Genomic DNA, 26,671 nt, shown 5'->3' with positions numbered 1-26,671 from the left:
ACCGGCACCGTGTTGCATACGGTACGGGCGTTCATGCGGATGCTCCTTCCAGTGCGGTCATCTGCACCGAAACGCAGTCGTAGATCTTTTCCATCTGCCGGCACAGCGTTTCCGGCGGGCGCTGGCTGTCCACCACCAGTTGCAGGTGCCAACGGCCATCATCGGCGGCCACCGGCGCACCGGTGATCGCGCGCGGCGCGAAACCGCGGCGTTCGGCCATGCCGATCACGCGCAGCAGCGCGCCCTCGGCCGGTTGCAGCACCAGGTCAAGCCGGTATTGCATTGGGGATCTCCTGGCGTGCATGTGCAGGGTTGCTTTCCAGCATGGTGCTGTTGGCGGTATTGGGCGGTACCAGCGGCCACACGTTCGCGCGTGCATCGATGGCCACGTGCAGCAGGGCCGGGCCGGGTTCGGCCAGCAGCGCGGCCAGGCCACCTTCGACGTCATCACGTGCGTCGATGCGCGTGGCCGCGATGCCGAACACCTTGGCCAGGGCGACGAAGTCCGGGTTGTCGGACAGGTCGATCTCGCTGTAACGCTCGGCAAAGAACAGTTCCTGCCACTGCCGCACCATGCCCAGCGAACTGTTGTCCAGCAGGATGATCTTCACCGGCAGGCGGCAGCGGGCGATGGTCGCCAGCTCCTGCACGTTCATCATGAAGCTGCCATCGCCGGACACCAGCACCACCGTGCGCTCGGGGCAGGCGAACTGCGCGCCCATCGCCGCCGGCAGGCCGAAGCCCATCGTGCCCAGTGCGCCGCTGGTCAGGTGGTTGCGCGGATGAGTGAAGCGGCAGTGCTGCGCAACCCACATCTGGTGCTGGCCGACGTCGCAGGCGACCACCGTATCGGCCGGCGCCAGTTCGCTCAGGCGCTTCAGCAGCGCCGGGGCGTAGATGTGCTGGCCGGGTGCGTCGTAACGCGCGGCGAAGCGATCGCGATGCTGGGCGCAGCGCTTGCGCCATGCATCCTGGTGGGCCTTGGGGGAGGGGAAGGCCGCACGCAGGGCGCGGATGGCGTGGCCGACGTTGCCGGGCACGGCGACATCGGCGCTGCGCAGCTTGGAGATCTCGTACGCATCGGCATCGATGTGCACCACGCGGGCAAACGGTGCGAACTCGGCCAGCTTGCCGGTCGCCCGATCATCGAAGCGCGCACCCAGCACCAGCAGCAGATCGCTTTCCTGCACGGCCATGTTCGCCGCGCGGGTGCCGTGCATGCCCAGCATGCCCAGCGACTGCGGGTGCTGGGGAGGCAGCGCGCCCAGCCCACGCAGGGTCATCACGGTGGGGATGGCGCTGGCTTCGACGAATTCGCGCAGGTCCTGCACGGCATCGCCCAGGGCGATGCCACCACCGGCGTAGACCACCGGCTTCTCGGCCGCCGCCAGAGCCGCGATGGCCTCGGCGATGGCCGCGTCGGCGGGGGCCGGCGGCGGTTCCACATTGGCCGGCACATGCGCCGGCAGGTGGCTGGCATCGGCCAGCTGCACGTCCTTGGGCAGATCGATCAGCACCGGGCCGGGACGGCCTTCGCGGGCGATGCGGAAAGCATCGGCCACCACGCGCGGCAGGTCATCGACGCTGCGCACCAGCCAGCTGTGCTTGACGATCGGCATCGTCAGGCCGAACACGTCCAGTTCCTGGAACGCATCGGTGCCCAGCAGCGGCGTGGCGACCTGGCCGGTGATGCAGACCATCGGCACCGAATCGAGCATCGCATCGGCGATGCCGGTGACCAGGTTCGACGCGCCCGGCCCGGAGGTCGCCACGCAGACGCCGACCTGGCCACTGGCGCGCGCAAAGCCGTTGGCGGCCAGTGCCGCGCCCTGCTCATGGCGCACCAGGATGTGCTTCAGCGACGAATCCACCAGCGCGTCGTAGAACGGCATGATGGTGCCGCCCGGATAGCCGAACAGCGTACGGACACCCTCGGCCTCCAGCGCCTGGGTCAGCCAGCGCGCGCCGTTGGGCGGCGCGCTGCGGTGTGTGGGAGAGTTCATGGGGGAACCTTGCAGAGCGGGTGGGGGTGCCGCGTTGTTACGCGGCTTGACCTTGCAACCAGACCATCTTGGCGCGCAGTTCCTTGCCTACCTTCTCGATCGGGTGCTCCAGGTCGGCCTGCTTGAACTTGTTGTAGTTCGGCAGGCCCGCCTCGTACTCGGCCACCCAGTTCTTGGTGAAGGTGCCGTCCTGGATGTCCTTCAGCACTTCCTTCATGCGCGCCTTGGTACCGGCGTCGATCACCCGCGGGCCGCTGACGTAGTCGCCGTACTGCGCGGTCTCGGAGATGAACTCCAGCATCCGCGAGATGCCGCCTTCGTAGAACAGGTCGACGATCAGCTTCAGTTCGTGCAGCACTTCGTAGTAGGCGATTTCCGGCTGGTAACCGGCTTCCACCAGCGTCTCGAAGCCCGCCTGCACCAGTGCCGAAGCGCCGCCGCACAGCACCGCCTGCTCGCCGAACAGATCGGTTTCGGTTTCTTCCTTGAAGGTGGTCTGGATCAGGTTGGCGCGCGCACCACCCAGGCCGGCCGCATAGGCGAGCGCGTACTCGGCGGCCTTGCCGCTCTTGTCCTGGTAGACCGCCCAGATGCATGGCACACCGCGGCCGATTTCATATTCGCGACGGACCAGTGCACCCGGGCCCTTCGGTGCGACCAGCACGACGTCCAGGTCTTCGCGCGGCTTGATCATGTCGAAGTGCACGTTCAGACCATGCGCGAACAGCAGCACCGCGCCCTGCTTCATGTTCGACGCCAGCACGTCCTCGTACAGCTTCTTCTGCACCATGTCCGGGGTCAGTACCGCGACCAGGTCGGCATCCTTCACCGCATCGGCCGGTGCCTTCACGGTGAAGCCATCGGCCTGTGCCTTGACCTCGGTGGGGCCGCCCGGACGCAGGCCTACCACCACATCGAAGCCGGATTCACGCAGGTTCAGCGCGTGCGCGCGGCCCTGGCTGCCGTAGCCGATGACGGCGATCTTGGTCTGGGGCAGTTCGTTGGTGCTCATGGGGGAGGTTCCTTGCGGGTGGGAAGAAAAAAGACGGCCGGCAGTCGAAGCGACGTACCGGCCGGTCAGGGAAAAGTGGGGAGAGCAGCGCCGCGCATCGCACAGGTACTGCCACCACGAGAGTTCGTGGTGCAGCAGGTCCAGGTTGTGGAGGAGGCGGTGGTCATGGTGGTTGCGTCTGAAACCAGGTCCTGAAATGAAAAAACCCGCACCTGGGCGGGTGCGGGTTTTTGAAGAGTTCCGGTGTGTTTGTTGCTTACACGCTGGCTCGTCCCGCACCTGTTGGTTGGGTAATAAGTACGAGCACAAGAATCGAACGCAGCGAGGCGGCGCCGGTGTCGGCGGCTTCGATGTGGGTTCGCGGTGGTGTGTTGTGATGCAACATGTGATCGAGAAAAACACAGCCATTTCCGCCGTGTCAACCCTCGCAGCACTATTTCCGTCAGTTTCCGCTGCATGCAGTGCAATCGCTTGTGGCACAAGGATGGTTGCTGCTGAAAGTGTTTCGGTGAACCCGAATTCACTCTTTTCAACGGGTTTTTTGCGCGGATTCCGGCGATACCAGCTGCGCTCGCTGGGTCGTGCAGCGCCCCGTGTGCCGCGGGAGGTTCGGCGCGCATTGCGAGGCGTTCGTGGCAATGGCGCCCGTGGCTCCATGAGGCGCCCCATGACCTATGCCCGATGGCCCCCGGTCGCGGTAGCGGCGAAGATCGGGTCACCACCCCTTCCCTCGGAACCTGACCGTGTCCCGACGTCTTGCCCGTTCCCTGCTGGCAGCTGCCGTGCTGGCTGCCGTGCCCATGCTGTCCCAGGCCGCCGACCGCATTACCGGTCACACCTTCGCCACCCGTTCGGAGGTGATCGCCCCGCATGCGATGGCCGCCACCTCGCAGCCGCTGGCTACCCAGATCGCGCTGGACGTGATGAAGGCCGGTGGCTCGGCCGTCGATGCCGCCATTGCGGCCAACGCAGCGCTGGGGTTGATGGAGCCGACTGGCAATGGCGTCGGCGGCGACCTGTTCGCCATCGTGTGGGACCCGAAGACGCAGAAGCTCTACGGCTACAACGGCTCGGGCCGTTCGCCGAAGTCACTCACCCTGGCCGAGTTCCAGCGTCGTGGCCTGAAGGAGATCCCCGCGACCGGCCCGCTGCCGGTATCGGTTCCGGGCGCGGTTGATGGCTGGTTCGCGCTGCACGAGCGCTTCGGCCGCAAGCCGATGGCCGACAACCTGGCCCCGGCCATCCGCTACGCGCGCGACGGTCATCCCGTTGCCGAAGTGATTGCCTATTACTGGGATCGCTCGGTGCCGAAGCTGTCGCAGTATCCGGGTTTCAAGGAACAGTTCACGATCGATGGCCACGCGCCGCGCAAGGGCGAGATGTGGAAGAACCCCAACCTTGCCGACACCCTGCAGAAGATCGCCGACGGCGGCCGTGATGCCTTCTACAAGGGCGGCATCGCCCATACCATCGGCGATTACTTCAAGAAGAACGGCGGCTACCTGAGCTACCAGGACATGGCCGACCATCACGGCGAGTGGGTCGAGCCGGTCAGTAGCAACTACCGCGGCTACGACGTGTGGGAGCTGCCGCCCAACAGCCAGGGCATCGCCGCGCTGCAGATCCTCAACGTACTGGAAGGCTACGACTTCTCGAAGATTCCGTTCGGCTCACCCGAGCACGTGCATCTGTTCGTGGAAGCCAAGAAGCTGGCCTTCGCCGACCGTGCGCGCTTCTACGCCGACATGGCGTTCCAGCCCGCGCCGGTACAGAAGCTGATTTCCAAGGAGTACGCAGCGCAGCGTCGCGCGCTGATCTCGATGGGCAAGGCGCTGAAGGAAGTGCAGCCGGGTACGCCCAAGCAGCTGGAAGAGGGCGACACGATCTACATGACCGTGGCCGATGCCGACGGCATGATGGTGTCACTGATCCAGTCCAACTACCGCGGCATGGGCAGCGGCATGGCCCCGCCGGGGCTGGGCTTCATCCTGCAGGATCGCGGCGAGATGTTCGTGCTGCAGAAGAACCATCCCAACGGTTACGCACCGGGCAAGCGTCCCTTCCAGACCATCATTCCGGCCTTCATTACCAAGGGCGGCAAGCCTTATGCAAGTTTCGGCGTGATGGGCGGTGCGATGCAGCCGCAGGGGCACGCACAGATCGTGATGAACCTGGTGGACTTCGGCATGAACCTGCAGGAGGCCGGTGATGCCCCCCGCATCCAGCATGAGGGATCGACCGAACCGACCGGGCAGGCGACGGCGATGACCGATGGTGGCGAGGTCAATCTGGAAACCGGGTTCCCGTACGAGACGGTGCGGGCGCTGATGCGCAAGGGGCACCGGGTGGTGTTCGCCGATGGTCCGTATGGTGGTTATCAGGCGATCCTGCGTGATCCGGAAACGGGTGTGTACTACGGCGCGTCGGAGAGCCGCAAGGATGGGCAGGCGGCGGGGTATTGAGGTTTCCCGGCCACCGGGCTGAGCCCCCTCTGCGGTGGTGGCAGCAATGCTGTGGTTGGCCGGGTGGGTAGGTTGCCTGGGGGACGCCGCAAGTACGTCCTTGTAGGCTCGGGCGCGCCATCCATGGCGCTCACGCCCCCAGCCAACCTACCCACCCGGCCACGGACAGTTTCCTGTGGCCGCCACCGCAGTAAGAGAGAAAGAAGAAGATCAAAAGCAAAGGCAGCAGCAACAGCCGCGCGCTGTGTGTTGGGGTCGGATCCGTTTTCCTTTGGAAAACGGATCCGACCCCTCCTTGTTTTCCGATACACCTCATCCACGCATGGCGTGGATCCACCAACCGTCACCGGGAAATTGTCGGAGGCGGGGAGGGGGCCGATGGCGGGACCGTCCACGGCATGGATGCCGTGGCCGAGCCTACAGGGACGTACTTGCGGCGTGTCCCGCCATCGGCCCCCTCCCCGCCAGGCAAGCAGCAACCCAGAGCCGCCTTGGCTTCGGCCGTTGCCTTTGCCTGAAAAAAGCGGTGCAGCCGCAGGCTGCAAAACATCCTCAATCCTGATCCTGCGCGTGTGCCGCCTCCGCCTGGGTCTCTTCCTGCGCTGCCATCTCGCGTGCGATCCACGCATCGATCATGCGTCGCTGGCGCTGCGCCTGCCGCCGCTCGCGCGTGTATTCCTGGTCCAGCACCCGGTACAGCGACACCATCACCAGCACCATCAGCAGCGCGAACGGCAACGCGGCAATCGTGATCATGCCCTGCAGCGCATCCAGCCCGCCCGCCAGCAGCAATGCCGCCGCAATCAACGCTACCGCGATGCCCCACGCCAGCTTGCGCTTCAGCGGCGGATCCCCGGCTTCGTCGGTGGACATGCTGGCCAGTACCAGAACCGCCGAATCGGCCGAGGTCACGAAGAAGATCATCAACAGCACCAACGCCACCGCCGACAGCATCAGCGACGCCGGCAGGCTGTCGAACAGGGTGAACAGCACCGTCTCATAGCCATTGCCCAGTGCCTGCACAAGGTCGGCGTGGCCAAAGATCTGCGCCCACAATGCCGTTCCCCCGAACACGGCGAACCAGAAGAACCCGAGCAGGGTCGGTGCCAGCACCACGCCGATCACGAACTCGCGCACGCTGCGGCCGCGCGAGATGCGCGCGATGAAGGAACCCACGAACGGGGCCCACGAAATCCACCAGGCCCAGTAGAAGATCGTCCAGTCGGCCACCCACGTGCTGCCGGAGAACGGCGACATGCGCAGGCTCATGGTCACCAGCTGGTTGAGGTAGGAACCCAGCGTGGTGGTGAACGTATCGAAGATGAAGCCAGTCGGCCCCAGCACAAGTACGGTCGCGGCCAGCAATGCAGCCAGTGCCAGGTTGAAGTTGGACAGCCACTTCACGCCGCGCTCCACACCGCTGGCGGTCGAGGCCATGTACAGCACGAAGGCAATGGCGATGATGGTCATCTGCACCGGTACAGTCGCCTGCAGACCAAATACGCGCTCCACGCCTGCAGCGATCTGGATGGTGCCGAAGCCGAGCGTCGTCGCCACGCCGATCGCCGTGGCGACCACCGCCGCGATGTTGACGACACGGCCGATCCAGCCGCGATGGTGGCGGCCGATGATCGGCTGCAGCATATCGCTGACCAGCCCGCGTCCATTGCGGTTGAACTGGAACCAGGCCATCGCCAGGCCGATCAGTGCATAGATCGCCCACGGATGCAGGCCCCAGTGGAAGAACACGTAGCGCATGGCGGCACGCGCAGCGTCCATGCTCTGCGGTTCAATGCCTTCCGGTGGCTTGGTGAAGTGTGAGATCGGCTCGGCCGCGCCCCAGAACACCAGGCCGATGCCCATGCCGGCGGCGAACAGCATCGACATCCAGCTGGCGCGCGAAAATTCGGGTTCAGCGTCTTCGCCACCGATGCGCAGGTTGCCGAAGCGGCCGAAGGCCAGGTACATCAGGAATACCAGCGCCAGGAACACCACCAGCAGGTACAGCCAACCGACGCTGCGGATGACATCAGCCAGCGCCGCCTGCACGACGGTATTGAAGGGACCGGGCGCGAGGCCGGCCAGCAGCACCAGGGCAAGCACCAGTGCGATGGAAATGCGAAACACCATGAAGGAGCTTCTCCGATCAAGGGATTGAGGGGAGCGAGCGAAAGCTTGCAGGGAGTAGGCCGGCGGCAGTGTGCGCGCACCGGACAGGCACCGCGATGGCGGCAGGGAAAGCACCGCGTGCAACGGTGCGGCGCGCGTGCACGTTACTGAATGCGACGTCACGGTTCCGTTAACGCGGCTGCGGCAGATCTGCGCCCTGCGTGGATGGACGGCCAGGAGGTCGAGTGGTTTCTATGCTCTAATGCCCACCAAGAAGCGGGGGTACCGCGGCCTTGTGGCCACGGTTGAGATAGTCCCTTGGAACCTGATCCGGCTCATACCGGCGTAGGGAAGCTTTGCAATGCAGCCGTACCCGGAACCTGCCCAGGGAGCGCCTTGGTGCCGTCCGGGCGCGGGTGCAGTGCGCCGCCGCTTCGTCCCTGACCTTCCTGGACGATGCCCGATGAACGCACAGCTCTCCGCCCTGCAGCAACAGGCCCAGCAACTCTCCGAATCCGTGACCCGGCCCATTCCCGGCTCGCGCAAGATCCACGTGCCTGGCTCGCGCCCGGACCTGCAGGTGCCGATGCGCGAGATCGCGCTGACCCGCACGCCGACCGTGTTCGGCGGCGAAGAGAACGCACCGGTCACCGTCTACGACACCTCCGGCCCATACACCGATCCGGACGTGCGCATCGACCTGTCTGCGGGCCTGCCGGCACTGCGCCGTGGCTGGGTGGAGGAGCGCAACGACACCGAGCAGCTCGACGGCCTCAGCTCCTCGTTCGGCCGCGCGCGCGAACATGATCCGAAGCTGGACCCGGTGCGTTTTCCCGCGCGCAGCCTGCCACGTCGCGCGCGGGCCGGCGCCAACGTCACCCAGATGCACTATGCGCGCCGCGGCATCATCACCCCGGAAATGGAATTCGTGGCAATCCGCGAAAACCAGCGGCTGGAAGCGATCCGCGATGCCGCACTGCTGCAGCAGCATCCGGGCGAAGCATTCGGTGCGTCGATCCAGCAGATCATCACCCCGGAATTCGTGCGCGAGGAAATCGCCCGCGGCCGTGCGGTGCTGCCCAACAACATCAATCACCCGGAAAGCGAGCCGATGATCATCGGCCGCAACTTCCTGACCAAGATCAACGCCAACATCGGCAACAGCGCGGTGTCCTCGGGCATTGCCGAGGAAGTGGAAAAGCTGGTGTGGGCGATCCGCTGGGGCGGCGACACGGTGATGGACCTGTCCACCGGCAAGCACATCCATGAAACGCGCGAATGGATCATCCGCAATTCGCCGGTGGCGATCGGTACGGTGCCGATCTACCAGGCGCTGGAGAAGGTCGATGGCCGCGCCGAAGCGCTGACCTGGGAGATCTTCCGCGACACCCTGATCGAACAGGCAGAGCAGGGCGTGGACTACTTCACCATCCATGCCGGGGTACTGCTGCGCTATGTGCCACTCACCGCCAGGCGGGTTACCGGCATCGTCAGCCGCGGCGGTTCGATCATGGCCAAGTGGTGCCTGGCCCACCACAAGGAGAACTTCCTCTACACCCATTTCGAAGACATCTGCGAAATCATGAAGGCCTACGACGTGACCTTCTCGCTGGGTGATGGCCTGCGTCCTGGCTGCATCGCCGATGCCAACGATGCGGCGCAGTTCGGCGAGCTGGAGACGCTGGGCGAGTTGACGAAGATTGCGTGGAAGCACGACGTGCAGACCATGATCGAAGGCCCTGGCCATGTGCCGATGCAGCTGATCAAGGAAAACATGGACAAGCAGCTGCGCGAGTGCGGCGAGGCGCCGTTCTACACGCTCGGTCCGCTGACCACCGACATCGCGCCGGGCTATGACCACATCACCAGCGCGATCGGTGCGGCGATGATCGGCTGGTTCGGCACTGCCATGCTCTGCTACGTCACGCCGAAGGAGCATCTGGGCCTGCCCAACCGGCAGGATGTGCGCGACGGCATCATGGCCTATCGCATCGCCGCCCATGCTGCTGACCTGGCCAAGGGGCATCCGGGTGCGCAGGTGCGTGACAACGCGCTGAGCAAGGCGCGCTTCGAATTCCGCTGGGAAGACCAGTTCCACCTCGGCCTGGACCCGGAGAAGGCCAAGGAATTCCACGACGAGACCCTGCCCAGGGACGCGCACAAGCTGGCCCACTTCTGTTCGATGTGCGGCCCGCATTTCTGTTCGATGAAGATCACCCAGGACGTGCGCGAGTACGCCGAGAAGGGCATGCAGGAAAAGTCCGAGCAGTTCCGGGCGGCCGGCGCCGAGGTGTACCAGCAGGGCTGATCGCAGATGGGCGGTGCCGGGTCATGCCCGGCACCGCCCAGTCACCCAACTCACCGACATGCCGCTATCCTCGCCCCATCGTTCCCCGGGGACACGGAACCATGCCCATTGCCGTCACCACCCGCTGGCTGGCCATCGCCCGCCGTCATCCCTCTGCCTGGCTGCTCGGCGCACAGCTGCTGTCGGTACTGCTGTACCCGGCGTTGGACGAAACCGCTGCCGGGCGCGCGGCAGTAGGCGTATTCGGCATGGCCGTGCTCGGCCTGGCACTGTGGGTGGTGCAGCGCAGCCCGCTGGGGACATGGCTGGCGTTGGTGCTGGCCATCCCGGCGGTGGTGTTTTCCCTTTCGGCGGCCCTGCTCGACCGGCCTGCACTGGGCATCACTGCGCAGCTGCTGGAAAGCCTGCTGTATTTCTACACCGCCGGTGCGCTGATCGCTTACATGCTGCAGGACCACAAGGTGACGCGCGACGAGCTGTTCGCCGCCGGTGCCACGTTCACTCTGCTGGCATGGGCATTCGCTTTTACCTTCGCCGTATGTCAGCAGTGGTATCCGGGCAGTTTCCAGGGCGCCAGTGGCGGCGCGCAGCGCACATGGATGGAGCTGCTTTATCTGAGCTTCAGCTTATTGTCAGGGGTAGGTCTCAGCGACGTCGTGCCACTGCATCCGCAGGCCCGCGCGCTGGTAATGCTGGAGCAGTTTTCCGGCGTCATGTACGTAGCGCTGGTGGTTTCGCGGCTGGTTGGCCTGACCATGCTGAAACGCTTCTGAAAATGAACGCCAGATAAAAATATCGCGCCCAAAAGGGCGCGAATGATGATGCGTATTATGTGAATGCGTCGGCGAGAGAGAGCCTGATGTCGACCACGCGATAGGCGAGGTAACTCGCATAGGCTAATATCCGGAGGCTTCGTTTTTTTTGCGGTATGCGCCGATGCTTTGTGCGGAATCTGGCTTCTTGCTGTGCCAAGGATGGGAAGGGATCGATGGTGAACAGTGTTTGCGGCCTGTTTCAGCCCCATAGCAACGAATGATCAACAGCGAAATCCAGTCGCCTGAATCCGACCGCGTCCGCGTCGGTGAGTGCATCGTTACTTTGTCCTCGCGTGAGGTCGAAGTCGCCGGTGCCCGCCGTACACGCCGTTTGACGCCCAAGTCGCTGGGCGTGCTGCGCGTGTTGATGCGGCAGCCGGGGCGCGTGGTGACCCGTGACGAGCTGTTCGCCGAAGTGTGGCCGGACACGCTGCCGACCAACGATGTGCTGACCCAGGCCGTGACCCAGCTGCGCAAGGCCTTCAGCGTCGACGACGACAACGGCCAGGCGTACATCGAAACCATCGCCAAGACCGGCTACCGCCTGCTTGTGCCGGTGCAGCCGCTGGCGGACCACGAGACCGATGCGATCGCCGTTGCAGAGGACTCGACCGCATCACAGCCGCCTGCGCCGGATGCCGTAGCTCCCGCCGGCGTGCCGGTGGTTGAACGCGGAAGCCGCCGCTGGCGCCGTCTGCGACGTCGCCTGCTGCTGGCACTGGGCGTGGTGATGCTGCTTGCGCTGGTGGTGTTGAGCGTACTGCTGCTGCGCCGCCCGGCGCCGGTGAATTCTCCGGTGGATGCGGCAGTGGAGAACGGCACGCGGGTGATCGGAAGCCCTGAGCGGCCGTATCGATTGATTACCGCAACGGCCGGTTTTGAGACCTATCCCACACTTTCTCCTGATGGATCGCAGGTCGCCTACGAAGGCGCCAACGACGATGGCACCGGCGGCAACGCCATCAAGGTGCAGACCTCCGGCAATGCCCCCGCGCGCCAGCTGCTATCGCCACCGGCAGGTGCCAGCGACCGCTTTCCGAACTGGTCGCCCGATGGCCGCGAAATCGCCTTCGCCCGCTTTGGTGCCGATGCCAGCTGCCAGGTGCTGATCGCCAGCGCCACCGGCGGCGCCGTGCGCCAGGCCACGCGCTGCGACGGTACCGAGCTGCTCAGTTTCGACTGGACGCCCGATGGTCGTGGCCTGGTCTTCGGCAGCATGGTTGGTCGCTATGCCCATCGCGGCATCCGCGTGCTCGATCTGGCCACCGGCCAATGGCGTGCGCTGGAGTACGCTGTCGACGAGGATGATTTCGACTACGCCCCGCGCTATTCCCCGGATGGCCGATGGCTGGTGTTTGTCCGCAACCCTCAGCTGGGCGACCTGTGGCGGATGCCTGCCAGCGGCGGCACGCCCGAGCAGTTGACCACCGAATCGGCCGAGCTGCGTGGTTGGGCATGGCTGGGCGACGGTCGGCATATCGTGTTCGGTCGCCGCGTGGACAGCGAAGCACGCCTGTACTACCTCGACGTCGAGCGCCGCACGCTGCGCGACGCCGGGCTCGACGATGCGCAGTGGCCGGCAGTGTCCCGCCGCGGCGACATGCTGGCGTTCGTGCATCGGCGCGCGCAGTTCGGGGTGTTCAGGATGCCCGCGCAGGGCGGTGCCGGTGAGCGCCTGTTCGCCTCCAGTGGCCGCGACGGGCAACCGATGGTGGCACCGGATGGGCGGCAACTGGTGTTCAGTTCCGATCGTTCCGGCAGCTTCGCCCTGTGGTGGGCCGACATGCAGCGGCCGGAATCGCTGCGGCCGATCGAGGGGCTGAAGCCCGAGGCACGGCAGGCGCCCGACTGGTCGGCCGACAGCCGGCATCTGCTGGTGGTGGGCCGCGATGAGCATGGCGAAGCGGTTGTCTACGAGATCGCACCGCGCGATGAACAACTGCATCGCCTTCCGGTTCCCGCCGAGCAGCCATTGCAGGCGTTGTACGGCGTAGACGCAGAGCAGCTGCTGGTGGTCGAACGTGATGCCGACCAGCACACCCGCTTGAGCCTGTTCGACCGCAGCGCGCAGCCATGGCGGCGGTTGGCCAGCCTGGAGGGTGTGTCGCAGGCGCGTTTCGACCGCAGTACCGGGCGGGTGCTGTTCACCCGGCTGGCAGCCGGTGGGCTGTGGTCGGTGGACGCGGCGTTGACCCCTGCCAGCGTGCAGCAGGTCAGTGAGGACCGGCCCAGCCGTTGGCGCTACCGGACCTGGACGGTGGCCGGCAACGGCAGCATCGACTACCTCGGCAGCAGTGCCAGCTGTGGCACGACCCTGGTCCGTATCCAGTCCGGACGCGAAGAAGCCGAGCGCTGCCTGGACGCCCAGCGGCTGAGCGCGGGCAATGGACTGAGCGCCAGTGCCGACGGAAACAGCCTGTACCTGGCCCTGGCCATCAGCGATGGTGCCGACATCGGGGTGATGAGGCTGCCCGAGCAACCGCCCGCGCTCTTCCCGGCATTCTCCAAATTATTGATCTTGAACGAGAAAGGGCCTTCGTAATTTCTTCGTGACGATCTCGCCGCGAATTCGTGGCGATCTCGGCAGTCTTTCCTGACGTGCTGCCACCTCATTTGGCAAAACGGAGGCCTGTACTTGGCAAATCCGTGGTGCCCCTATGCGTCAACTCTCGCTGGCTGATCGTGGCCAAACCGTATCCCTGGACAAGGCGATCGATGATGTCGCGCCGACCTGCATGGGGGTTGCCCGCCTCGGCAGCCTGCAGACCGCCGGCACCAGCTTCAGCGTCTGGATGCAGGTGCGCGGCACCTCATGGGTGGAAGCCAAGGAAGGGCGGTTCCGGCTTCGCCAGGGCGAGTGGATCGCGTTCGAGAAGGAGTCCAGGCCGCTGGTCCAGGCCGGACGCAACGGCTTGTGTGTGGGCATGAACCTGAACGTGGAAGCGCTGCGCGTGCTGACCGAAATGGCCGACTGCGGCCTGTACGCCGGTCGTGGCCAGATGAACCGCGCTGATGCGCGGGTGGCGCTGCGCCTGTGGCGTGACGCCCTCGCCAGCGGGCAGCCGGCGCAGGCACTGCGTCCGTTGCTGCTGCATCTGGCCGGTCTGCAGCGCAGCCTGGCCGACAACGTACAGCGTTGCCCCGGCCGCTCGCGCAGCCGCAAGCGCCAGGTGTTTGGTCGCATGCAGCGCGCGCGCCTGTATCTGGAAGGCAACAGCCACCGTGTGGTGCGCATCGGCGAACTGGCCGAGCTGACCAACTTCTCCAGCTGGTATCTCTCCAAGACGTTCCAGAGCCTGTACGAGGAAAGCCCGCAGTCGCTTTCGGCACGGTTGCGCCTCGAGCGCGCGGCCGATCTGCTGCGCGATACCGACATGATGGTCGGCGAAGTCGCTGCCGCCAGCGGTTTCGACAACTGCTGCAGCTTCGCGCGTGCCTTCCGCGCCCGCTACGGCCAGTCCGCCTCGCGCTTCCGCGAGAATGACGGACAGCTTCCGCCACACTCCGCAAAGTCTCCGGTTGTGTCGCGCAAATACAGCGCTGCAACGCAATCGTAACGTGCTACGGCGTTTTAACACGCTACTAACACGTACCTTGGAGAGATTGATGAACGTTCGTATTCCTGCAGTGCGGCTCGGCTTGTTGCCGGCCGGCATTGCGCTTGCCTTGGCACCGTCCTTCGCTTCGGCGCAGGACGCAGCTGCCGGCGGCACGACCGACCTGGACCGCATTTCGGTCACCGGTTCGCGCATCCGCCAGGCGAGCATGGAAACCGCGCAGCCGGTGATCGCGCTGCAGCGCGCCGACATTGAAAAGCAGGGCTTCACCAGCGTTGCCGACATCGTGCAGAACCTGTCGGCGACCGGTTCGCCGGCGATCAGCCGCGCCGATGCCCTGTCCTCGGGCGAAGAAGTCGGCGGCCAGTACGTCGACCTGCGCAACCTCGGCCCGCAGCGCACCCTGGTGCTGCTGGACGGCAAGCGCATGGGCGTCAGCTCCGGTGGCTACACCGATCTGGCCTCGATCCCGACCTCGATCGTCGAGCGCGTGGAAGTGCTGACCGACGGCGCATCGGCCATCTACGGCTCCGATGCCATTGCCGGCGTGGTCAACATCATCACCCGCAAGAACTTCGATGGCCTGGAAGCCAGCGTCTACCGCGGCCAGTACGGCCAGGGCGACGGCGACAAGGAGACCTACAACTTCGTCTACGGCATGACCAATGACCGTGGCTCGTTGACCCTGGGTGCAGAGTACAGCGACGAGAAGCCGGTGCTGGCCAAGGACCGCAGCTTCAGCGCCTACGCCAACGGCCCGCGTCATGCGTTCCCGACCGAAGACGATGCCAATGGCTGGTCGGCGATCACCGAGAAGGGCGTGCTGGTCACCGGCGGCAACAACTACGTCGTGAACCCGGGTGCCGATCCGACCGATTTCGCCAACTACCACGAGCTGACCAACGCCGACCTGTCCAACCCGTCGCAGCAGATGTATCTGTCGACCGGGATCAAGCGTCGCTCGGTGTTCGCCAACGGCCAGTACGATTTCACCGACAACATCCGCGGTACCGCCAACGTTCTGTACACCGAACGCGAGGCGCTGCAGCAGATTGCCGGTTACCCGTACCGTTCCAGCGCCTACGGCACCAAGCTGTCCAAGGACAGTGCGTTCAACCCGCTGGACCAGGATGTCGACTTCATGCGTCGCACCTGGGAAATGCCGCGCCAGACCAAGTCCGAGCTGAACACCTTCCGCTTCTCGGCAGGCCTGGAAGGCTCGTTCGAGTTCGGCGACAAGTACTTCGACTGGGATGTCGGTTACGTCTACAACCGTAACAAGGGCACCAAGACCGGCACCGGCAACCTGTTCATCCCGAACGTGAAGAATGCCGTCGGCCCGTCGTTCGTCGAGAACGGTGTTGCCTACTGTGGTGCCCAGGGCGCGGTCATCGCCGGTTGCACCCCGTGGAACCCGCTGCTGGGCTATGGCGTCGAAGGCGCTGGCTCGCTGTCCAACCCGGATCTGCAGAAGTACCTCTTCCTGCCGACCCACGACACCTCGCTGACCACCTCCAAGGTCTACAGCGCCAACCTGTCCGGCGCGCTGTTCACCCTGCCGGCGGGTGACCTGTCGTTCGCCGCTGGCTATGAGCACCGCGAAGAGGAAGCCGAGTACAACCCGGATGCCCTGCTGCAGTCGGGCCTGAGCACCGACCTGGCCGGTGCCTCCACCGCGGGTGGCTACAAGCTCAACGAGTTCTTCCTCGAGCTGAACGTGCCGATCCTGGCCGACCTGCCGTTCGCCAAGGAACTGTCGGTCGACATGGCTGGCCGTTACTCGGACTACAACACCTTCGGCAACACCTTCAACAGCAAGTTCGGCCTGAAGTGGAAGCCGATCGACGACCTGCTGGTGCGCGGTACCTACGCCACGGGCTTCCGTGCGCCGACGGTGGCCGATCTGTACGGCGGCACCTCGCAGACCTTCGACAAGTACACCGATCCGTGTGACACCCTGTTCGGTGCTGCGGTACGCAACCCGCAGGTTGCCGCGCGCTGCGCCGGCGCCGTCCCGGCCAACTTCCGCCAGGAAGCATCGGGCGGCATCGATGCCACCGGTCCGGGGTCGCAGTCCAACTACGCCTACCTGTCGGGTTCCAACGCCGAGCTGCTGCCGGAAACCTCCAAGACCTGGACGGTCGGCCTGGTCTACAGCCCGAACTTCGTCCAGGGCCTGGACATCAGCCTGGACTGGTGGAAGATCCGCATCGACAACGTGATCGCGGCCGAATCGGTGACCTCCATCCTCAACCAGTGCTACATCCTGGGCAACGCCAATGCGTGTGACCGTGTCACCCGCGATCCGGAGAATGGCTCGCAGGTGACCGACGTCACCCGCACGCTGATCAACGGCGGCTACCAGGAAACCGCCGGTTACGACCTGGGCATCAAGTACCGCCTGCCGGAGTTCTCCTTCGGCAACATCGTCATCGACTGGAAGACCACCTACGTCGATTACCTCGAGTACAAGCGTGACAACGAAGAGCAGACTGCCGTCGAGCAGCACACCGGCTGGGGCACTGGCGACTGGGGTGGCAACTTCCGCGTGCGCTCGAACCTGAACATCGATTGGAGCCTGGGCAACTTCGGTGTCAACTGGGGCATGCGTTACTACTCGGGCCTGAAGGAAGAGTGCTCCTACGACCGCACCGGCGGCGCCGAGTGCAACAACCCGGACTTCTCCTCGGCCTACACCCTGGCCATTCCGGTCCGCAACACCGGTTCGAACACCTTCCACGACCTGCAGGTGCGTTACAACACGCCGTGGAACGCCACCATCTCGGCGGGCGCCAACAACGTGTTCAACCACCAGGGGCCGATCATGTACAGCCAGCCGAACTCGAGCTTCTCGTACTACGGTGGCTTCGACATCGGTCGCTTCTACTACATGAAGTACACCCAGCGCTTCTGATCCATCGAAGCGTGACAGCAGAAAGAGGAGGGCGGGCCGCAAGGTCCGCCCTTCTTGTTTGTGCGGTCGGCCAACGCCGACATCCACGCCGCGCAGTGGTGCACATCCGATCACAATCGATTGCTCCACACCCGCGCCAACGCGCCTCTGGTCACCTCCAGTAGATCCACGCCATGCGTGGATGAATGCTCCGCACAACGAAAAAAGGCAGGCCACCTGGCCTGCCTTTCGTCCCATTCGTACCCGCCTGCCGCTGTGCCTCAGGCCTCGCTCGGCACCAGCCCCATCAGGCTGTTGGCGTGCTCGCGCCACTGCGGCAGCTTGTTCAGCACACCGGCGCGCTGCAGATACTCTTCATCCACCGGGTCACCGTTGACCAGCGCCAGTGCCACGTGCACTGCACCGGTCACCCAGAAGCTGCGTGTATTGGCGCGCTGCGGCTGCAGATGGAACGCCACCGCCTCGATGATCGGCATCGGCAGGCCCCACAGGCCCAGCAGATAGGCGCCGGCTTCGGCATGCCCGGGGCGATCATCATCGGCCGGCTCCGGCTCGCTGCGCTCGTTGCGTACGCCCGGCAGCAGCAGGCCGATGTCGGCCAGCAGGGCGGCGGTGGCACCGAGTTCGGCGCTGGAGTCGGGCAGCAGGCGTGCGGCCAATCGCGAGGCCATCAAGGCACGCTGCTGCAGCGAGTTGCGTTCGGCCCCGGACAAGGTAGGCGCGGAGAACACCTCACTGGCCAGCACCAGGTCACGCAGCGTGGCCAGGCCCAGCCGGGTCACGGCGGTGCGCAGGTCGGCAATGGTGCGGCCCTGGCTGAAGAACGCCGAATTGGAAAGCTGCAGCACCTTGGCCGCGATCGCCGGGTCGGCGGCGACCAGCTTGGCGACATCGGCGCTGTCGGCGTCGTCGTCATGTTCCAGTGCCTGGGTCAGGCTCAGGTACAGGTGCGGCGGCGAAGGCAGCTTCTCGATGCGGCCGATGGCATCGCGCAGGCGCGGGCTGTCCAGCACTTCGCGCAGCTCTTCCAGGCTGGTCAGCGCTTCCAGCAGTACTTCCGGTGCCAGCGGCAAGGGCAGGAAGCGATGGGCGACACCGATCAGGCGCGCCGGCGGCGGCCGGTTGCCATGCTGTGCATCGACCAGTGCGATGCGGATGGTCTCCGGGCGCAAGGTGCGGATCTGTCCCAGCAACGTGGTCGCGTTGAGATCAGGCAACTGCGGGCAGACGATCACCGCGTCCACGCCCTGGCTGGCAACCGCGGTCATCGCGGCATGGCCATCGGTGGCGGTCAACGGCTGCCAGTCTTCCCCAAGATCGGCAATGAATTCGGTCAGCTCAGCCGGCAGGCTGGCTGTATCCCCAACAAGCAGAATACGCACGACACATTCCCCTGGCTGTCTCGACGGTCGATGTCGATGACGTGTGAAGTGACGCAATTTACCTAATACGGCGGCAAAGGTGATGTGCCGCCGTCATGAAACGTGACCCGCATCGCTCCGACGCCGTGCGCCGGAGCAATGCTGTTCAGTCTCAGGCCTTGCTGTCGAGGTGGCGCTGGTGCGCCTCGATCAGGATCTGCTTGGCCTCGGCCGCGCCGCCCCAACCGTCCAGCTTGACCCACTTGCCCTTCTCCAGGTCCTTGTAGTGCTCGAAGAAGTGGCCGATGCGCTCCAGCCAGTGGCTGGACACCTGGGCGATGTCCTCGACGTGGGCATAGCCGCTGAAGATCTTCGACACCGGCACGGCCAGGATCTTCTCGTCGCTGCCTGCCTCATCGCTCATCTTCAGCACGCCGACCGGACGGCAGCGCACCACCGAACCCGGGACCAGCGGCAGCGGCAGCACCACCAGCACGTCGGCCGGATCGCCGTCGCCGCACAGGGTGCTCGGCACGTAGCCGTAGTTGCAGGGGTAGCGCATCGGGGTGGAAAGGATGCGGTCGACGAAGATCGCGCCGGTTTCCTTGTCCACTTCGTACTTCACCGGCTCGGAATCCTTCGGGATCTCGATGATGACGTTGATTTCTTCCGGCGGGTTCTTGCCGGGCGAGACGAGTTCCAGACCCATGGTGTGCTCCAGGTGGGGGATGTAGACGGATAGCTCTCCATTTTATGCCTTTGCCGGTCGCTGTGCAGGGTGGGGCGCCGACGGGCCGTCGCGGTAGCCGACGACCGGCCAGGACGGGGTTCCCCGATGGGGCCGGCCGGGCGACCGGGGCAGGCTGGAACCCTGAACCGAGGAGTCCTGCCATGAACTGGAACCGTTGGCACTGCGGAGTCCTGCTGTTGCTTGCCCCGCTGGCCGCGCTCGCGCGCGGGACGCATGTCGACCTGATCCACTACCCGACCCGGGAGGCCGGGTGGGACAGGGCCTACGCGCTTGAGGGAGCGCTTGCACAGGCATTCGACCGCGTGTGCGCCGATACCTTCTGCGAAGGCGATTACAGCAACTACCGGGTGATGGAGTTCCGCTGTGCAGTGCTGGCCCACCGGGGCACGGTGCAGCGGTGTGTCTGGGTGCTGGCGGCCAGCGAACTGGTGGTGCAGGGTGACACCGGCCAGGTGCAGGTCGACAACGGTCGCTGGACCTGCCCGGTGGAGATGCGGCCCGGGGTGCCGGTTGAAGCCTTCTTTGCCGCGCTGGAGGCGCCGGATGGGCTGATGGCACCGCTGCCCGGGCTCGATCATGGTCTGTTCGACGGGCTCGCCGATTGCCTGCGGGCGCAGGGGAGGGGCGCCTGATGCGCACGTTCCCGGGACGATGGCTGCTCTGCGGCCTGATGGTGGCTGGCGCTGCGCAGGCCGCGCCGACGTTCGTGGACGCCCGTGACCATCCCGATCCAGCGACTGGCCGGGAGCGGTTCCTGGCCGCCGAACGGATGCTGGTGCGCGGGTTCGATGATGTCTGTGGCGACACGTTCTGCGAGGGGCAGTACTACAACCTGTGGGCCATGCGCCTGCGCTGTTCGGTGGAGCGAGCGACAGGTGTGGTCGGCAGCTGCATCTGGACCTTCGCCGGCAGCGATACCTGGGTGCAGAAGGACGGCCGGATCGACATCGACCATGGCAGCTATGCATGTGTGCTGCCGCTGGCATCTGGAACCCCATTGGAGCAGCTCCTGCAGGTCTGGCAGGCGGGTTCCGGGCATGAGGCGATCCACGCGCCGTTGCCTGGTACGACCACGAGCGTCTATGACGGGCTGACAGACTGTCTTTGAAAGCTGGATCGGCGGGTGCCGGGCGTGATGCCGGCACTGCGCCGCGCCGCGCGTCTGGCCTCTCCCTGGCGGTAGCGAGTGACCCTATTCGAAAGCGGGTGCAGGCCGGGTGGGTGCGGACGCCGGGCCCGCACCGATGCCTGCGACCGGGTGCTTAGTGTCCCGCGTCCTTCACCGACGCTTCGTGCAGCGCTTCGTTCAGTTCGTCGACCACGGTGGTCCAAGCCGCGTCAGCCTGCAGCGACTCGGCCAGGAACTGGCGCTGGGCGTTGTTCCAGTACGGCGCATCGGCCACTTCCACTCCGGCCGCGAGCTGGTGGCCGGCGATGAACCGGGCAATGCCTTCGGCACTGGCATCCAGGCCCAGCTGCAGAAAAAGGTTGGTCATGCGCGGTTCGGTGGTGATCATCGGTGCGGGCTGGTGATGGAAAGGAACCGTATTATCAACGCAAGCACGGGCGGGGGAACTCCCGCATGATTCGTCTGGGCAGTGCCTGCCCTGGCACGGCCTGCGTCGGTCGATGCGCGCAGGCATCGACCGACGTGAGGAAAGGTGCGGCCGACGACCATCATGATGGCCATCAGCCGCACACCTGCTAAAGCAACGGCACCAGCAGCAGCGCCACGATGTTGATGATCTTGATCAGCGGGTTTATCGCCGGGCCGGCGGTGTCCTTGTACGGGTCACCCACGGTGTCGCCGGTCACCGCTGCCTTGTGCGCCTCGCTGCCCTTGCCGCCGAAGTGGCCATCCTCGATGTACTTCTTGGCGTTGTCCCAGGCACCGCCGCCGGTGGTCATCGAAATGGCCACGAACAGCCCGGTGACGATCGTGCCGATCAGCAGCCCGCCCAGCGCGCGTGGCCCCAGCAGCAGGCCGACCACCACCGGCACGGCCACCGGCAGCAGCGACGGCACGATCATTTCGCGGATCGCCGAGCGGGTCAGCATGTCCACCGCCTTGTCGTACTGCGGCTTGGCCGTGCCCTGCATGATGCCGGGGATCTCGCGGAACTGCCGCCGCACTTCCTCCACGACCGCGCCGGCCGCGCGACCGACGGCTTCCATTGCCATCGCGCCGAACAGGTAGGGAATCAGGCCGCCGATCAGCAGGCCGATGATCACGGTGTGGTCGCTGAGGTCGAAGCGGAACTCCTGGCCGGGATTGGCCGCCTGCAGGTTGTGCGTGTAGTCGGCGAACAACACCAGTGCGGCCAGTGCTGCCGAACCGATGGCATAGCCCTTGGTGACCGCCTTGGTGGTGTTGCCCACCGCATCGAGCGGATCGGTGATGTCGCGGATGTCCGAAGGCAGCTCGGCCATCTCGGCGATGCCACCGGCGTTGTCGGTGATCGGCCCGTAGGCATCGAGTGCGACAATCATGCCCGCCATTGACAGCATTGCAGTGGCGGCGATGGCGATGCCGTACAACCCGGCCAGTGCGTGCGCGCCCCAGATCGCCGCGCAGACGGCGATCACAGGTAGCGCGGTGGACTTCATCGAGATGCCGAGGCCGGCAATGATGTTGGTGCCGTGCCCGGTGGTCGAGGCCTGCGCCACATGCTGCACCGGCTTGTACTGGGTACCGGTGTAGTACTCGGTGATCCACACGATCAGGCCGGTCAATACCAAGCCGATCAGCGCACAGCCATACAGCGCCATCGGCCCGTGCACGTTGTCCGCCATCAGCCCCGTGGTGATCGGATAGAACGCGATCGCTGCCAGCACACCGGAGACGATCACGCCCTTGTACAGCGCGCCCATGATCGAGCCACCGGGCTTCACCTTCACAAACAGCGCGCCGATGATCGACGCGATGATCGAAACACCGCCCAGCACCAGCGGATACAGCACCGCATTGGCGCCGGCCTCGGCCAGCATCAGGCTGCCCAGCAGCATGGTGGCGATCACGGTGACCGCATAGGTTTCAAACAGGTCGGCGGCCATGCCGGCGCAGTCGCCCACGTTGTCGCCGACGTTGTCGGCGATCACCGCCGGGTTGCGCGGGTCGTCCTCGGGAATGCCTGCTTCGACTTTGCCGACAAGATCGGCGCCGACATCGGCACCCTTGGTGAAGATGCCGCCGCCCAGGCGCGCGAAGATCGAGATCAGCGATGAACCAAAGGCCAGGCCCACCAGCGCATGCAGTGCCTGTTCCATCGGCAGGCCCAGGCGCAGCAGCAGCGCGTAGTAGCCGGCCACGCCGAGCAGGCCCAGGCCGACCACCAGCATGCCGGTGATCGCACCGCCGCGGAAGGCCACGTCCATGGCCGCGCTGATGCCGTGGCGCGCTGCCTCCGCGGTGCGCACGTTGGCGCGTACCGACACGTTCATGCCGATGTAGCCCGCGGCACCGGACAGCACCGCACCGACCGCGAAGCCGATCGCGGTGTACCAGCTCAGGAAGACGCCGACCAGCACGAACAGCGCCACGCCGGCGATGCCGATGGTCAGGTACTGGCGGTTGAGGTAGGCACGCGCACCTTCCTGGATGGCCATGGCGATGGCGACCATGCGCTCATTGCCGGTGGGTTGGCGCAGGATCCAGCGCGCCGAGACGATTCCGTACAGGATCGCGAGAATGGCGCAGCCCAGCGCCAATGACAGCCCGTGACGTTCCAGCATTAGACCCCTCCGCAGAATGGATGGACAAGCATCCAGTGGCGATGAACGCACCACGAGGGGGACGACGGGCTGCAGCCTGGAACCAACCCGTACCGACCTTGGCGGTCGTCCGACGTATGGCGGTGTTCAGCATTCCCTGGTGCCAGCAGTATGCGTGCACCCGCGCCCGGATGGTAGCGCCAGGCCGCGCCCGGCGAGCGCAGCGGTTGCTGCACCGACGCGATATCCGTCGTTCCCATCGCCACCTTTGCACCCCGTTAAGCCAACCTCTGCAAGCCTGCGCGCAGTCCCGTCGGAGAATCCCCATGCGCCTGTCCCTGTTGATGCTTGCCGTTCTGGCCCCGGCCCTGCCTGCCTTCGCGGCGGAAGCACCGGAACTGCAGCGAGCGGTAGGTGCACCACAAGCAGTCGGCGCGGTGCACACGCTGCGGCAGATTCCCGAAGCCTGTGCCCGCCTGGAGGGCGCGTTCACCGGCCAGGCCGCAGAGCCCTATCGTTTCTCGGCGGTGCGCACCAGCGAGCAGTGCCAGCCGCGTGCCCGCTTTGTCGACTACGGCAAGGCGCAACCGAGCGCGGACAAGGGCTGGAAACTCAATGATGTGATCCGTGTTCCGAATGCCGCCTGCCCGGCGCAGCAGGCGGTGGTGCGTGTGTGGCGCCTGCCGGTGAACAACGCCCAGGCGCTGGATGGGCAGGGACAGTCGCGCATCTATCTGGAAGAAGCCAGGAAGCAGGCCGCCGCAGGCAAGATCCCGCAGGTGACGATGTTCGCCGCGCAGCTGCAGATGGAAGGCAAGGCGTGCAATTGAGGCCGAGCATCTGAGGCCGAGCATCCACGCATGGCGTGGATCTCCTGGATGGGAGACCTGGGTAGTGCCGGCCGCTGGCCGGCAACCGATGGATTACTCCGCCAGTTTCGCCCCACGCGCCACCAGCAGCTCGCGCAGCGCCGATCGATGGCAATGCGCCTCGTCCTCGCAATAGCAGCCCACCGCGATATCGCTGTGCTGCGACAGCGCTGCGAGCAGATCCAGCGCATGCGCCGCATCAGGGGCCTTCATCTCGGCCCTGTAGTGGCGGAAGAACGCATTCCAGTCGGCGGCGGTCTTTGCCTCGTGCGCCTGTTTCACCAGCGCGGCGCTGGGTGACAGTGCCGGGAACCACACGTCATACCAGTCCTGCCGGGCGAACTCGCTGCGCGGCACGCCGCGCGGCGGCCGCCGTACGGTGCCGATGCGCAGTCCCTCGCCGGGCAGGCGCGCACTGCCGAGACGAACCACATGCAGGGCCATGATGATCTCCAGGCGGGGCAATCCATCTTCCTGCGATGCACGTGCGACAGACGTGAACCGTGTGGGAAATGAAAAGGCCCGGATGCTTGCGCACCCGGGCCTTCGCCCATGCCGGCAGCGGTCAGTTGCCGCGGCAGTCCTTCAGCCACAACACACGGCCGATCTGGTCATAGCTGTCGACCACGCCGGTCAAGGTCACCTTTTCGCGCGGGCGCAGGGCCAGCGCATACGCGGCCTGGTTGGCGGCGAACGAACAGGAAATAGCCACTCGCTCATAGTCGATGCTGCCATCGCTGGGCAGGTCGAAGCTGGTGTTGTAGGTGCCGCCGCTGCGCAGCACCGTGGTGATGCGGCCGGTGATGGCGTAGGTCTTGCCCTTGTAGCGCGGCTCGACCGCAGCCGGATTGTCCTTGTTCTGGTTGCGCAGCTGGAAGCCGAAGCGATCAGCAGCGATGGTCACCACCGAAGCCTGCGGGGCGGTCCTGGCCGCCTGTTCGCCGGCCTTGCCCGGCTTGACCTGGTTGAGCAGCTTGCACATTTCATCGCGCACGCCGTCTGCCGAAGCAATGGCACCTTTGTTGACCTTCACCACCATGCCGACGGTGCCCTGGCCGCCTTCGGAGGTGGCGCTGATGATGATCGGAATCGGCTTGTGGGCCATGGTTTCCGGCTCTTCGATCAGCATGGAGCCGCCTTCCGCATCCTCGCTGAGAACATCCATGTTGGCGTTCTTGGCGATCACCCGCATCTGGCCGATGGCGCTGGCCACGGTGAGGTCAGGGTGGGTGACCGATGAGGTGAAGGTGGTGCCGACGAAGGGATTGCCCTTCTTCTGGAAGTTGCTTTCGCACGTCGCAGCGAAGGCCGGCGCAGCAGCGCCGCACAGCAGTGCAGTGATCAGGATCGGGTGCTTCATGGTTACAGTCCTTGTGAAATGGCAGCACGGGCCCGTGCCGTGCGGCCGGGCAGCGTCGAATCTGGCTTGCGGCGACCCCTTGTGCCCCGGGCCGGAGCCCGATTGTGGAGCGCTTCGGCTGCCGCCGCAATGCGCCCTGCGCTCCGCGCAGGGCGCAGGCGGGCTTCAGCCTTCGAACGCCGGCAGCTTCTGCTTCACCGCCACGTTCTTCAGCGTCACGTACTTCGGCAGGCCATCGGTGCCATACGGCAGCGGGGCTTCGCCCTTGATCAGCGGTGACAGGTAGGCGCGTGCCTTGGCGGTGATGCCGAATCCATCGCGACGGATGAAGCCGGCCGGCATCTTCTTCTCGTGGTTGGCGATCTTCGACAGCGGTGCCGCTTCGATCTTCCAGCGATACGGCGCATCGCTGCTGCGCACGATCACCGGCATCACCCCGTTCTGGCCCTTCAGCGCCAGCTGCACCGCGGCCTTGCCCACCGCCTGGGCCTGTTCCCAGTCGGTCTTGCTGGCCAGGTGGCGGGCCGATCGCTGCAGGTAGTCGGGCAGGGCCCAGTGCACCTTCAGCCCCAGCTGGTCCTTGACCCGCCCGGCCAGATGCGCGGCCACGCCGCCCAGCTGCGAATGGCCGAAGGAGTCCTTGCCGCCGCCGGCGTCGGCGACGAAGCGGCCATCGGCGGTGGCGATGCCTTCCGACGCCACCACCACGCAGTAGCCCACGCGCGCGACCACCGCCTTGACCTTGGCCAGGAACGCGGCCTCGTCATAGGCACGCTCGGGCAGCAGGATGATGTGCGGGGCGTCGTCCTCGCCGGTGCCGGCCAGGCCGGCGGCCGCGGCCAGCCAGCCGGCGTGGCGGCCCATCGCCTCGTAGATGAAGACGCGGGTGGAGGTCTCGGCCATCGCCGCCACATCCAACGCCGCTTCGCGCACGGACACGGCCGTGTACTTGGCCGCCGAGCCGAAGCCGGGACAGGTGTCGGTCACCGCCAGGTCGTTGTCGATGGTCTTGGGCACGCCGATGCAGGTCAGGTCGTAGCCGGAGCTTTTTGCCAGCTGCGACACCTTCAGCGCGGTATCGGCCGAGTCGTTGCCGCCGTTGTAGAGGAACCAGCGCACGTCATGGGCGCGCAGGACCTCCAGCAGGCGGTCGTAACGGGCACGGTCGGCCTCCAGCGATTTCAGCTTGACCCGGCACGAGCCGAACGCGCCGCCGGGGGTGTGGGCCAGGGCGCGGATGGCCGCAGCACTCTCCTTGCTGGTGTCGATCAGCTCCTCGCGCAGGGCGCCGAGGATGCCGTTGCGCGCAGCCAGGACCTTGATTCCCTTGGCGCGGGCCTGTTCGATCACCGCCGCGGCCGTGGCGTTGATGACGGCGGTGACGCCGCCGGACTGGGCGTAAAGGAGGGTGCCATTGCGCATGCTTCTACCTGTTCGGG

At 65.7% G+C, this 26,671-nt stretch carries 20 protein-coding genes and 1 riboswitch; of the genes, 9 read left to right on the top strand and 11 right to left on the bottom strand.

Features of this window, described 5'->3' with window-relative positions; genetic code table 11:
• Nucleotides 1–31 precede the first annotated feature (31 nt).
• Genes LMF57_RS16465 through ilvC form a run of 3 tightly spaced genes read right to left on the bottom strand, consistent with a single transcriptional unit; the run spans nt 32 to nt 3,015 of the window.
• Nucleotides 32–283, bottom strand: coding sequence for an ACT domain-containing protein (locus tag LMF57_RS16465; RefSeq protein ID WP_025874150.1), 252 nt, complete (start codon nt 281–283; stop codon nt 32–34).
• A complete protein-coding gene (ilvG, locus tag LMF57_RS16460; protein ID WP_059065039.1) occupies nt 267–2,003 on the bottom strand; it encodes an acetolactate synthase 2 catalytic subunit in 1,737 nt (578 codons plus the stop codon). Before ilvG ends, LMF57_RS16465 begins: the two co-directional genes overlap by 17 nt.
• A gap of 37 nt (nt 2,004–2,040) precedes the next feature.
• Complete coding sequence (gene ilvC / locus LMF57_RS16455; RefSeq protein ID WP_025874152.1) at nt 2,041–3,015, bottom strand: ketol-acid reductoisomerase; 975 nt, start codon at nt 3,013–3,015, stop codon at nt 2,041–2,043.
• 743 nt (nt 3,016–3,758) lie between these two features.
• On the opposite strand from ilvC, the gene ggt reads away from it, so the two are divergent.
• Nucleotides 3,759–5,477 (top strand): gamma-glutamyltransferase, encoded by a 1,719-nt coding sequence (ggt, locus tag LMF57_RS16450; protein ID WP_229290234.1) that lies wholly within the window; start codon nt 3,759–3,761, stop codon nt 5,475–5,477.
• Nucleotides 5,478–6,029: 552 nt separating this feature from the next.
• Here the strand turns inward: ggt and LMF57_RS16445 are convergent.
• Nucleotides 6,030–7,607: a BCCT family transporter gene (locus LMF57_RS16445; RefSeq protein ID WP_229290233.1), complete on the bottom strand. Its 1,578-nt coding sequence runs from the start codon at nt 7,605–7,607 to the stop codon at nt 6,030–6,032.
• A gap of 247 nt (nt 7,608–7,854) precedes the next feature.
• A riboswitch (TPP riboswitch) is annotated at nt 7,855–7,956 on the top strand.
• 93 nt (nt 7,957–8,049) lie between these two features.
• Here LMF57_RS16445 and thiC point away from each other — a divergent pair.
• The 5 genes from thiC to LMF57_RS16420 all read left to right on the top strand — a co-directional run bounded on the left by thiC (nt 8,050) and on the right by LMF57_RS16420 (nt 17,180).
• Entirely contained in the window at nt 8,050–9,894 is a 1,845-nt protein-coding gene (thiC, locus tag LMF57_RS16440) for a phosphomethylpyrimidine synthase ThiC (RefSeq protein ID WP_117311331.1), read from the top strand.
• Between the two features lie 101 nt (nt 9,895–9,995).
• A complete protein-coding gene (locus tag LMF57_RS16435) occupies nt 9,996–10,667 on the top strand; it encodes an ion channel (RefSeq protein WP_032976761.1) in 672 nt (223 codons plus the stop codon).
• Between the two features lie 259 nt (nt 10,668–10,926).
• Nucleotides 10,927–13,251 (top strand): winged helix-turn-helix domain-containing protein, encoded by a 2,325-nt coding sequence (locus LMF57_RS16430; RefSeq protein ID WP_117311330.1) that lies wholly within the window; start codon nt 10,927–10,929, stop codon nt 13,249–13,251.
• A gap of 115 nt (nt 13,252–13,366) precedes the next feature.
• Nucleotides 13,367–14,266 (top strand): helix-turn-helix transcriptional regulator, encoded by a 900-nt coding sequence (locus LMF57_RS16425; RefSeq protein WP_025874158.1) that lies wholly within the window; start codon nt 13,367–13,369, stop codon nt 14,264–14,266.
• Nucleotides 14,267–14,315: 49 nt separating this feature from the next.
• Nucleotides 14,316–17,180, top strand: coding sequence for a TonB-dependent receptor (locus tag LMF57_RS16420; RefSeq protein ID WP_180165907.1), 2,865 nt, complete (start codon nt 14,316–14,318; stop codon nt 17,178–17,180).
• Nucleotides 17,181–17,440: 260 nt separating this feature from the next.
• On the opposite strand, the gene LMF57_RS16415 is transcribed toward LMF57_RS16420, so the two are convergent.
• Nucleotides 17,441–18,562: an HDOD domain-containing protein gene (locus LMF57_RS16415; protein ID WP_117311328.1), complete on the bottom strand. Its 1,122-nt coding sequence runs from the start codon at nt 18,560–18,562 to the stop codon at nt 17,441–17,443.
• Nucleotides 18,563–18,713: 151 nt separating this feature from the next.
• Nucleotides 18,714–19,250, bottom strand: a complete 537-nt coding sequence (gene ppa / locus LMF57_RS16410; protein ID WP_005410935.1) for an inorganic diphosphatase — start codon at nt 19,248–19,250, stop codon at nt 18,714–18,716.
• Nucleotides 19,251–19,432: 182 nt separating this feature from the next.
• Here ppa and LMF57_RS16405 point away from each other — a divergent pair, with 182 nt between their 5' ends.
• Together LMF57_RS16405 and LMF57_RS16400 are read left to right on the top strand one after the other, a co-directional pair.
• Nucleotides 19,433–19,924 (top strand): hypothetical protein, encoded by a 492-nt coding sequence (locus tag LMF57_RS16405; protein WP_117311327.1) that lies wholly within the window; start codon nt 19,433–19,435, stop codon nt 19,922–19,924.
• Nucleotides 19,924–20,400 (top strand): hypothetical protein, encoded by a 477-nt coding sequence (locus tag LMF57_RS16400; RefSeq protein ID WP_229290232.1) that lies wholly within the window; start codon nt 19,924–19,926, stop codon nt 20,398–20,400. The genes LMF57_RS16405 and LMF57_RS16400 overlap by 1 nt, the downstream gene beginning before the upstream one ends.
• A 154-nt stretch (nt 20,401–20,554) precedes the next feature.
• On the opposite strand, the gene LMF57_RS16395 is transcribed toward LMF57_RS16400, so the two are convergent.
• Nucleotides 20,555–20,809: a DUF2789 domain-containing protein gene (locus tag LMF57_RS16395; protein ID WP_117311325.1), complete on the bottom strand. Its 255-nt coding sequence runs from the start codon at nt 20,807–20,809 to the stop codon at nt 20,555–20,557.
• A gap of 187 nt (nt 20,810–20,996) precedes the next feature.
• Nucleotides 20,997–23,024, bottom strand: a complete 2,028-nt coding sequence (locus LMF57_RS16390; RefSeq protein ID WP_117311324.1) for a sodium-translocating pyrophosphatase — start codon at nt 23,022–23,024, stop codon at nt 20,997–20,999.
• A gap of 305 nt (nt 23,025–23,329) precedes the next feature.
• Here LMF57_RS16390 and LMF57_RS16385 point away from each other — a divergent pair, with 305 nt between their 5' ends.
• A complete protein-coding gene (locus LMF57_RS16385; RefSeq protein WP_117311323.1) occupies nt 23,330–23,833 on the top strand; it encodes a hypothetical protein in 504 nt (167 codons plus the stop codon).
• Between the two features lie 93 nt (nt 23,834–23,926).
• On the opposite strand, the gene LMF57_RS16380 is transcribed toward LMF57_RS16385, so the two are convergent.
• From LMF57_RS16380 to LMF57_RS16370, 3 genes are all read right to left on the bottom strand, one after another.
• The gene (locus tag LMF57_RS16380) at nt 23,927–24,316 is read right to left on the bottom strand and encodes a DUF488 family protein (RefSeq protein ID WP_117311970.1); all 390 of its coding nucleotides are present in this window, start codon (nt 24,314–24,316) and stop codon (nt 23,927–23,929) included.
• A gap of 121 nt (nt 24,317–24,437) precedes the next feature.
• A complete protein-coding gene (locus LMF57_RS16375) occupies nt 24,438–25,232 on the bottom strand; it encodes a hypothetical protein (RefSeq protein WP_117311322.1) in 795 nt (264 codons plus the stop codon).
• A 165-nt stretch (nt 25,233–25,397) separates the two neighbouring features.
• Nucleotides 25,398–26,654 carry a 6-phosphofructokinase gene (locus tag LMF57_RS16370; RefSeq protein WP_117311321.1) on the bottom strand — a complete coding sequence of 419 codons (1,257 nt, stop codon included), beginning with the start codon at nt 26,652–26,654 and terminating at the stop codon, nt 25,398–25,400.
• Between the last annotated feature and the right edge of the window lie 17 nt (nt 26,655–26,671).

Source organism: Stenotrophomonas sp. SI-NJAU-1 (assembly GCF_020883215.1).
Classification (GTDB): Bacteria; Pseudomonadota; Gammaproteobacteria; order Xanthomonadales; family Xanthomonadaceae; genus Stenotrophomonas; species Stenotrophomonas indicatrix.
Note: the sequence above shows the minus strand (reverse complement) of the source record. Positions and strands in the feature narration are given on the sequence as shown.

Bases quoted from the DNA above. Each gene is read 5' to 3' on its own strand.
- LMF57_RS16465 (WP_025874150.1), bottom strand. From the start codon at position 283: ATGCAATACCGGCTTGACCTGGTGCTGCAACCGGCCGAGGGCGCGCTG.
- ilvG (WP_059065039.1), bottom strand. From the start codon at position 2,003: ATGAACTCTCCCACACACCGCAGCGCGCCGCCCAACGGCGCGCGCTGG.
- ilvC (WP_025874152.1), bottom strand. From the start codon at position 3,015: ATGAGCACCAACGAACTGCCCCAGACCAAGATCGCCGTCATCGGCTAC.
- LMF57_RS16445 (WP_229290233.1), bottom strand. From the start codon at position 7,607: ATGGTGTTTCGCATTTCCATCGCACTGGTGCTTGCCCTGGTGCTGCTG.
- thiC (WP_117311331.1), top strand. From the start codon at position 8,050: ATGAACGCACAGCTCTCCGCCCTGCAGCAACAGGCCCAGCAACTCTCC.
- LMF57_RS16435 (WP_032976761.1), top strand. From the start codon at position 9,996: ATGCCCATTGCCGTCACCACCCGCTGGCTGGCCATCGCCCGCCGTCAT.
- LMF57_RS16430 (WP_117311330.1), top strand. From the start codon at position 10,927: ATGATCAACAGCGAAATCCAGTCGCCTGAATCCGACCGCGTCCGCGTC.
- LMF57_RS16425 (WP_025874158.1), top strand. From the start codon at position 13,367: ATGCGTCAACTCTCGCTGGCTGATCGTGGCCAAACCGTATCCCTGGAC.
- LMF57_RS16420 (WP_180165907.1), top strand. From the start codon at position 14,316: ATGAACGTTCGTATTCCTGCAGTGCGGCTCGGCTTGTTGCCGGCCGGC.
- ppa (WP_005410935.1), bottom strand. From the start codon at position 19,250: ATGGGTCTGGAACTCGTCTCGCCCGGCAAGAACCCGCCGGAAGAAATC.
- LMF57_RS16405 (WP_117311327.1), top strand. From the start codon at position 19,433: ATGAACTGGAACCGTTGGCACTGCGGAGTCCTGCTGTTGCTTGCCCCG.
- LMF57_RS16400 (WP_229290232.1), top strand. From the start codon at position 19,924: ATGCGCACGTTCCCGGGACGATGGCTGCTCTGCGGCCTGATGGTGGCT.
- LMF57_RS16395 (WP_117311325.1), bottom strand. From the start codon at position 20,809: ATGATCACCACCGAACCGCGCATGACCAACCTTTTTCTGCAGCTGGGC.
- LMF57_RS16390 (WP_117311324.1), bottom strand. From the start codon at position 23,024: ATGCTGGAACGTCACGGGCTGTCATTGGCGCTGGGCTGCGCCATTCTC.
- LMF57_RS16385 (WP_117311323.1), top strand. From the start codon at position 23,330: ATGCGCCTGTCCCTGTTGATGCTTGCCGTTCTGGCCCCGGCCCTGCCT.
- LMF57_RS16380 (WP_117311970.1), bottom strand. From the start codon at position 24,316: ATGGCCCTGCATGTGGTTCGTCTCGGCAGTGCGCGCCTGCCCGGCGAG.
- LMF57_RS16375 (WP_117311322.1), bottom strand. From the start codon at position 25,232: ATGAAGCACCCGATCCTGATCACTGCACTGCTGTGCGGCGCTGCTGCG.
- LMF57_RS16370 (WP_117311321.1), bottom strand. From the start codon at position 26,654: ATGCGCAATGGCACCCTCCTTTACGCCCAGTCCGGCGGCGTCACCGCC.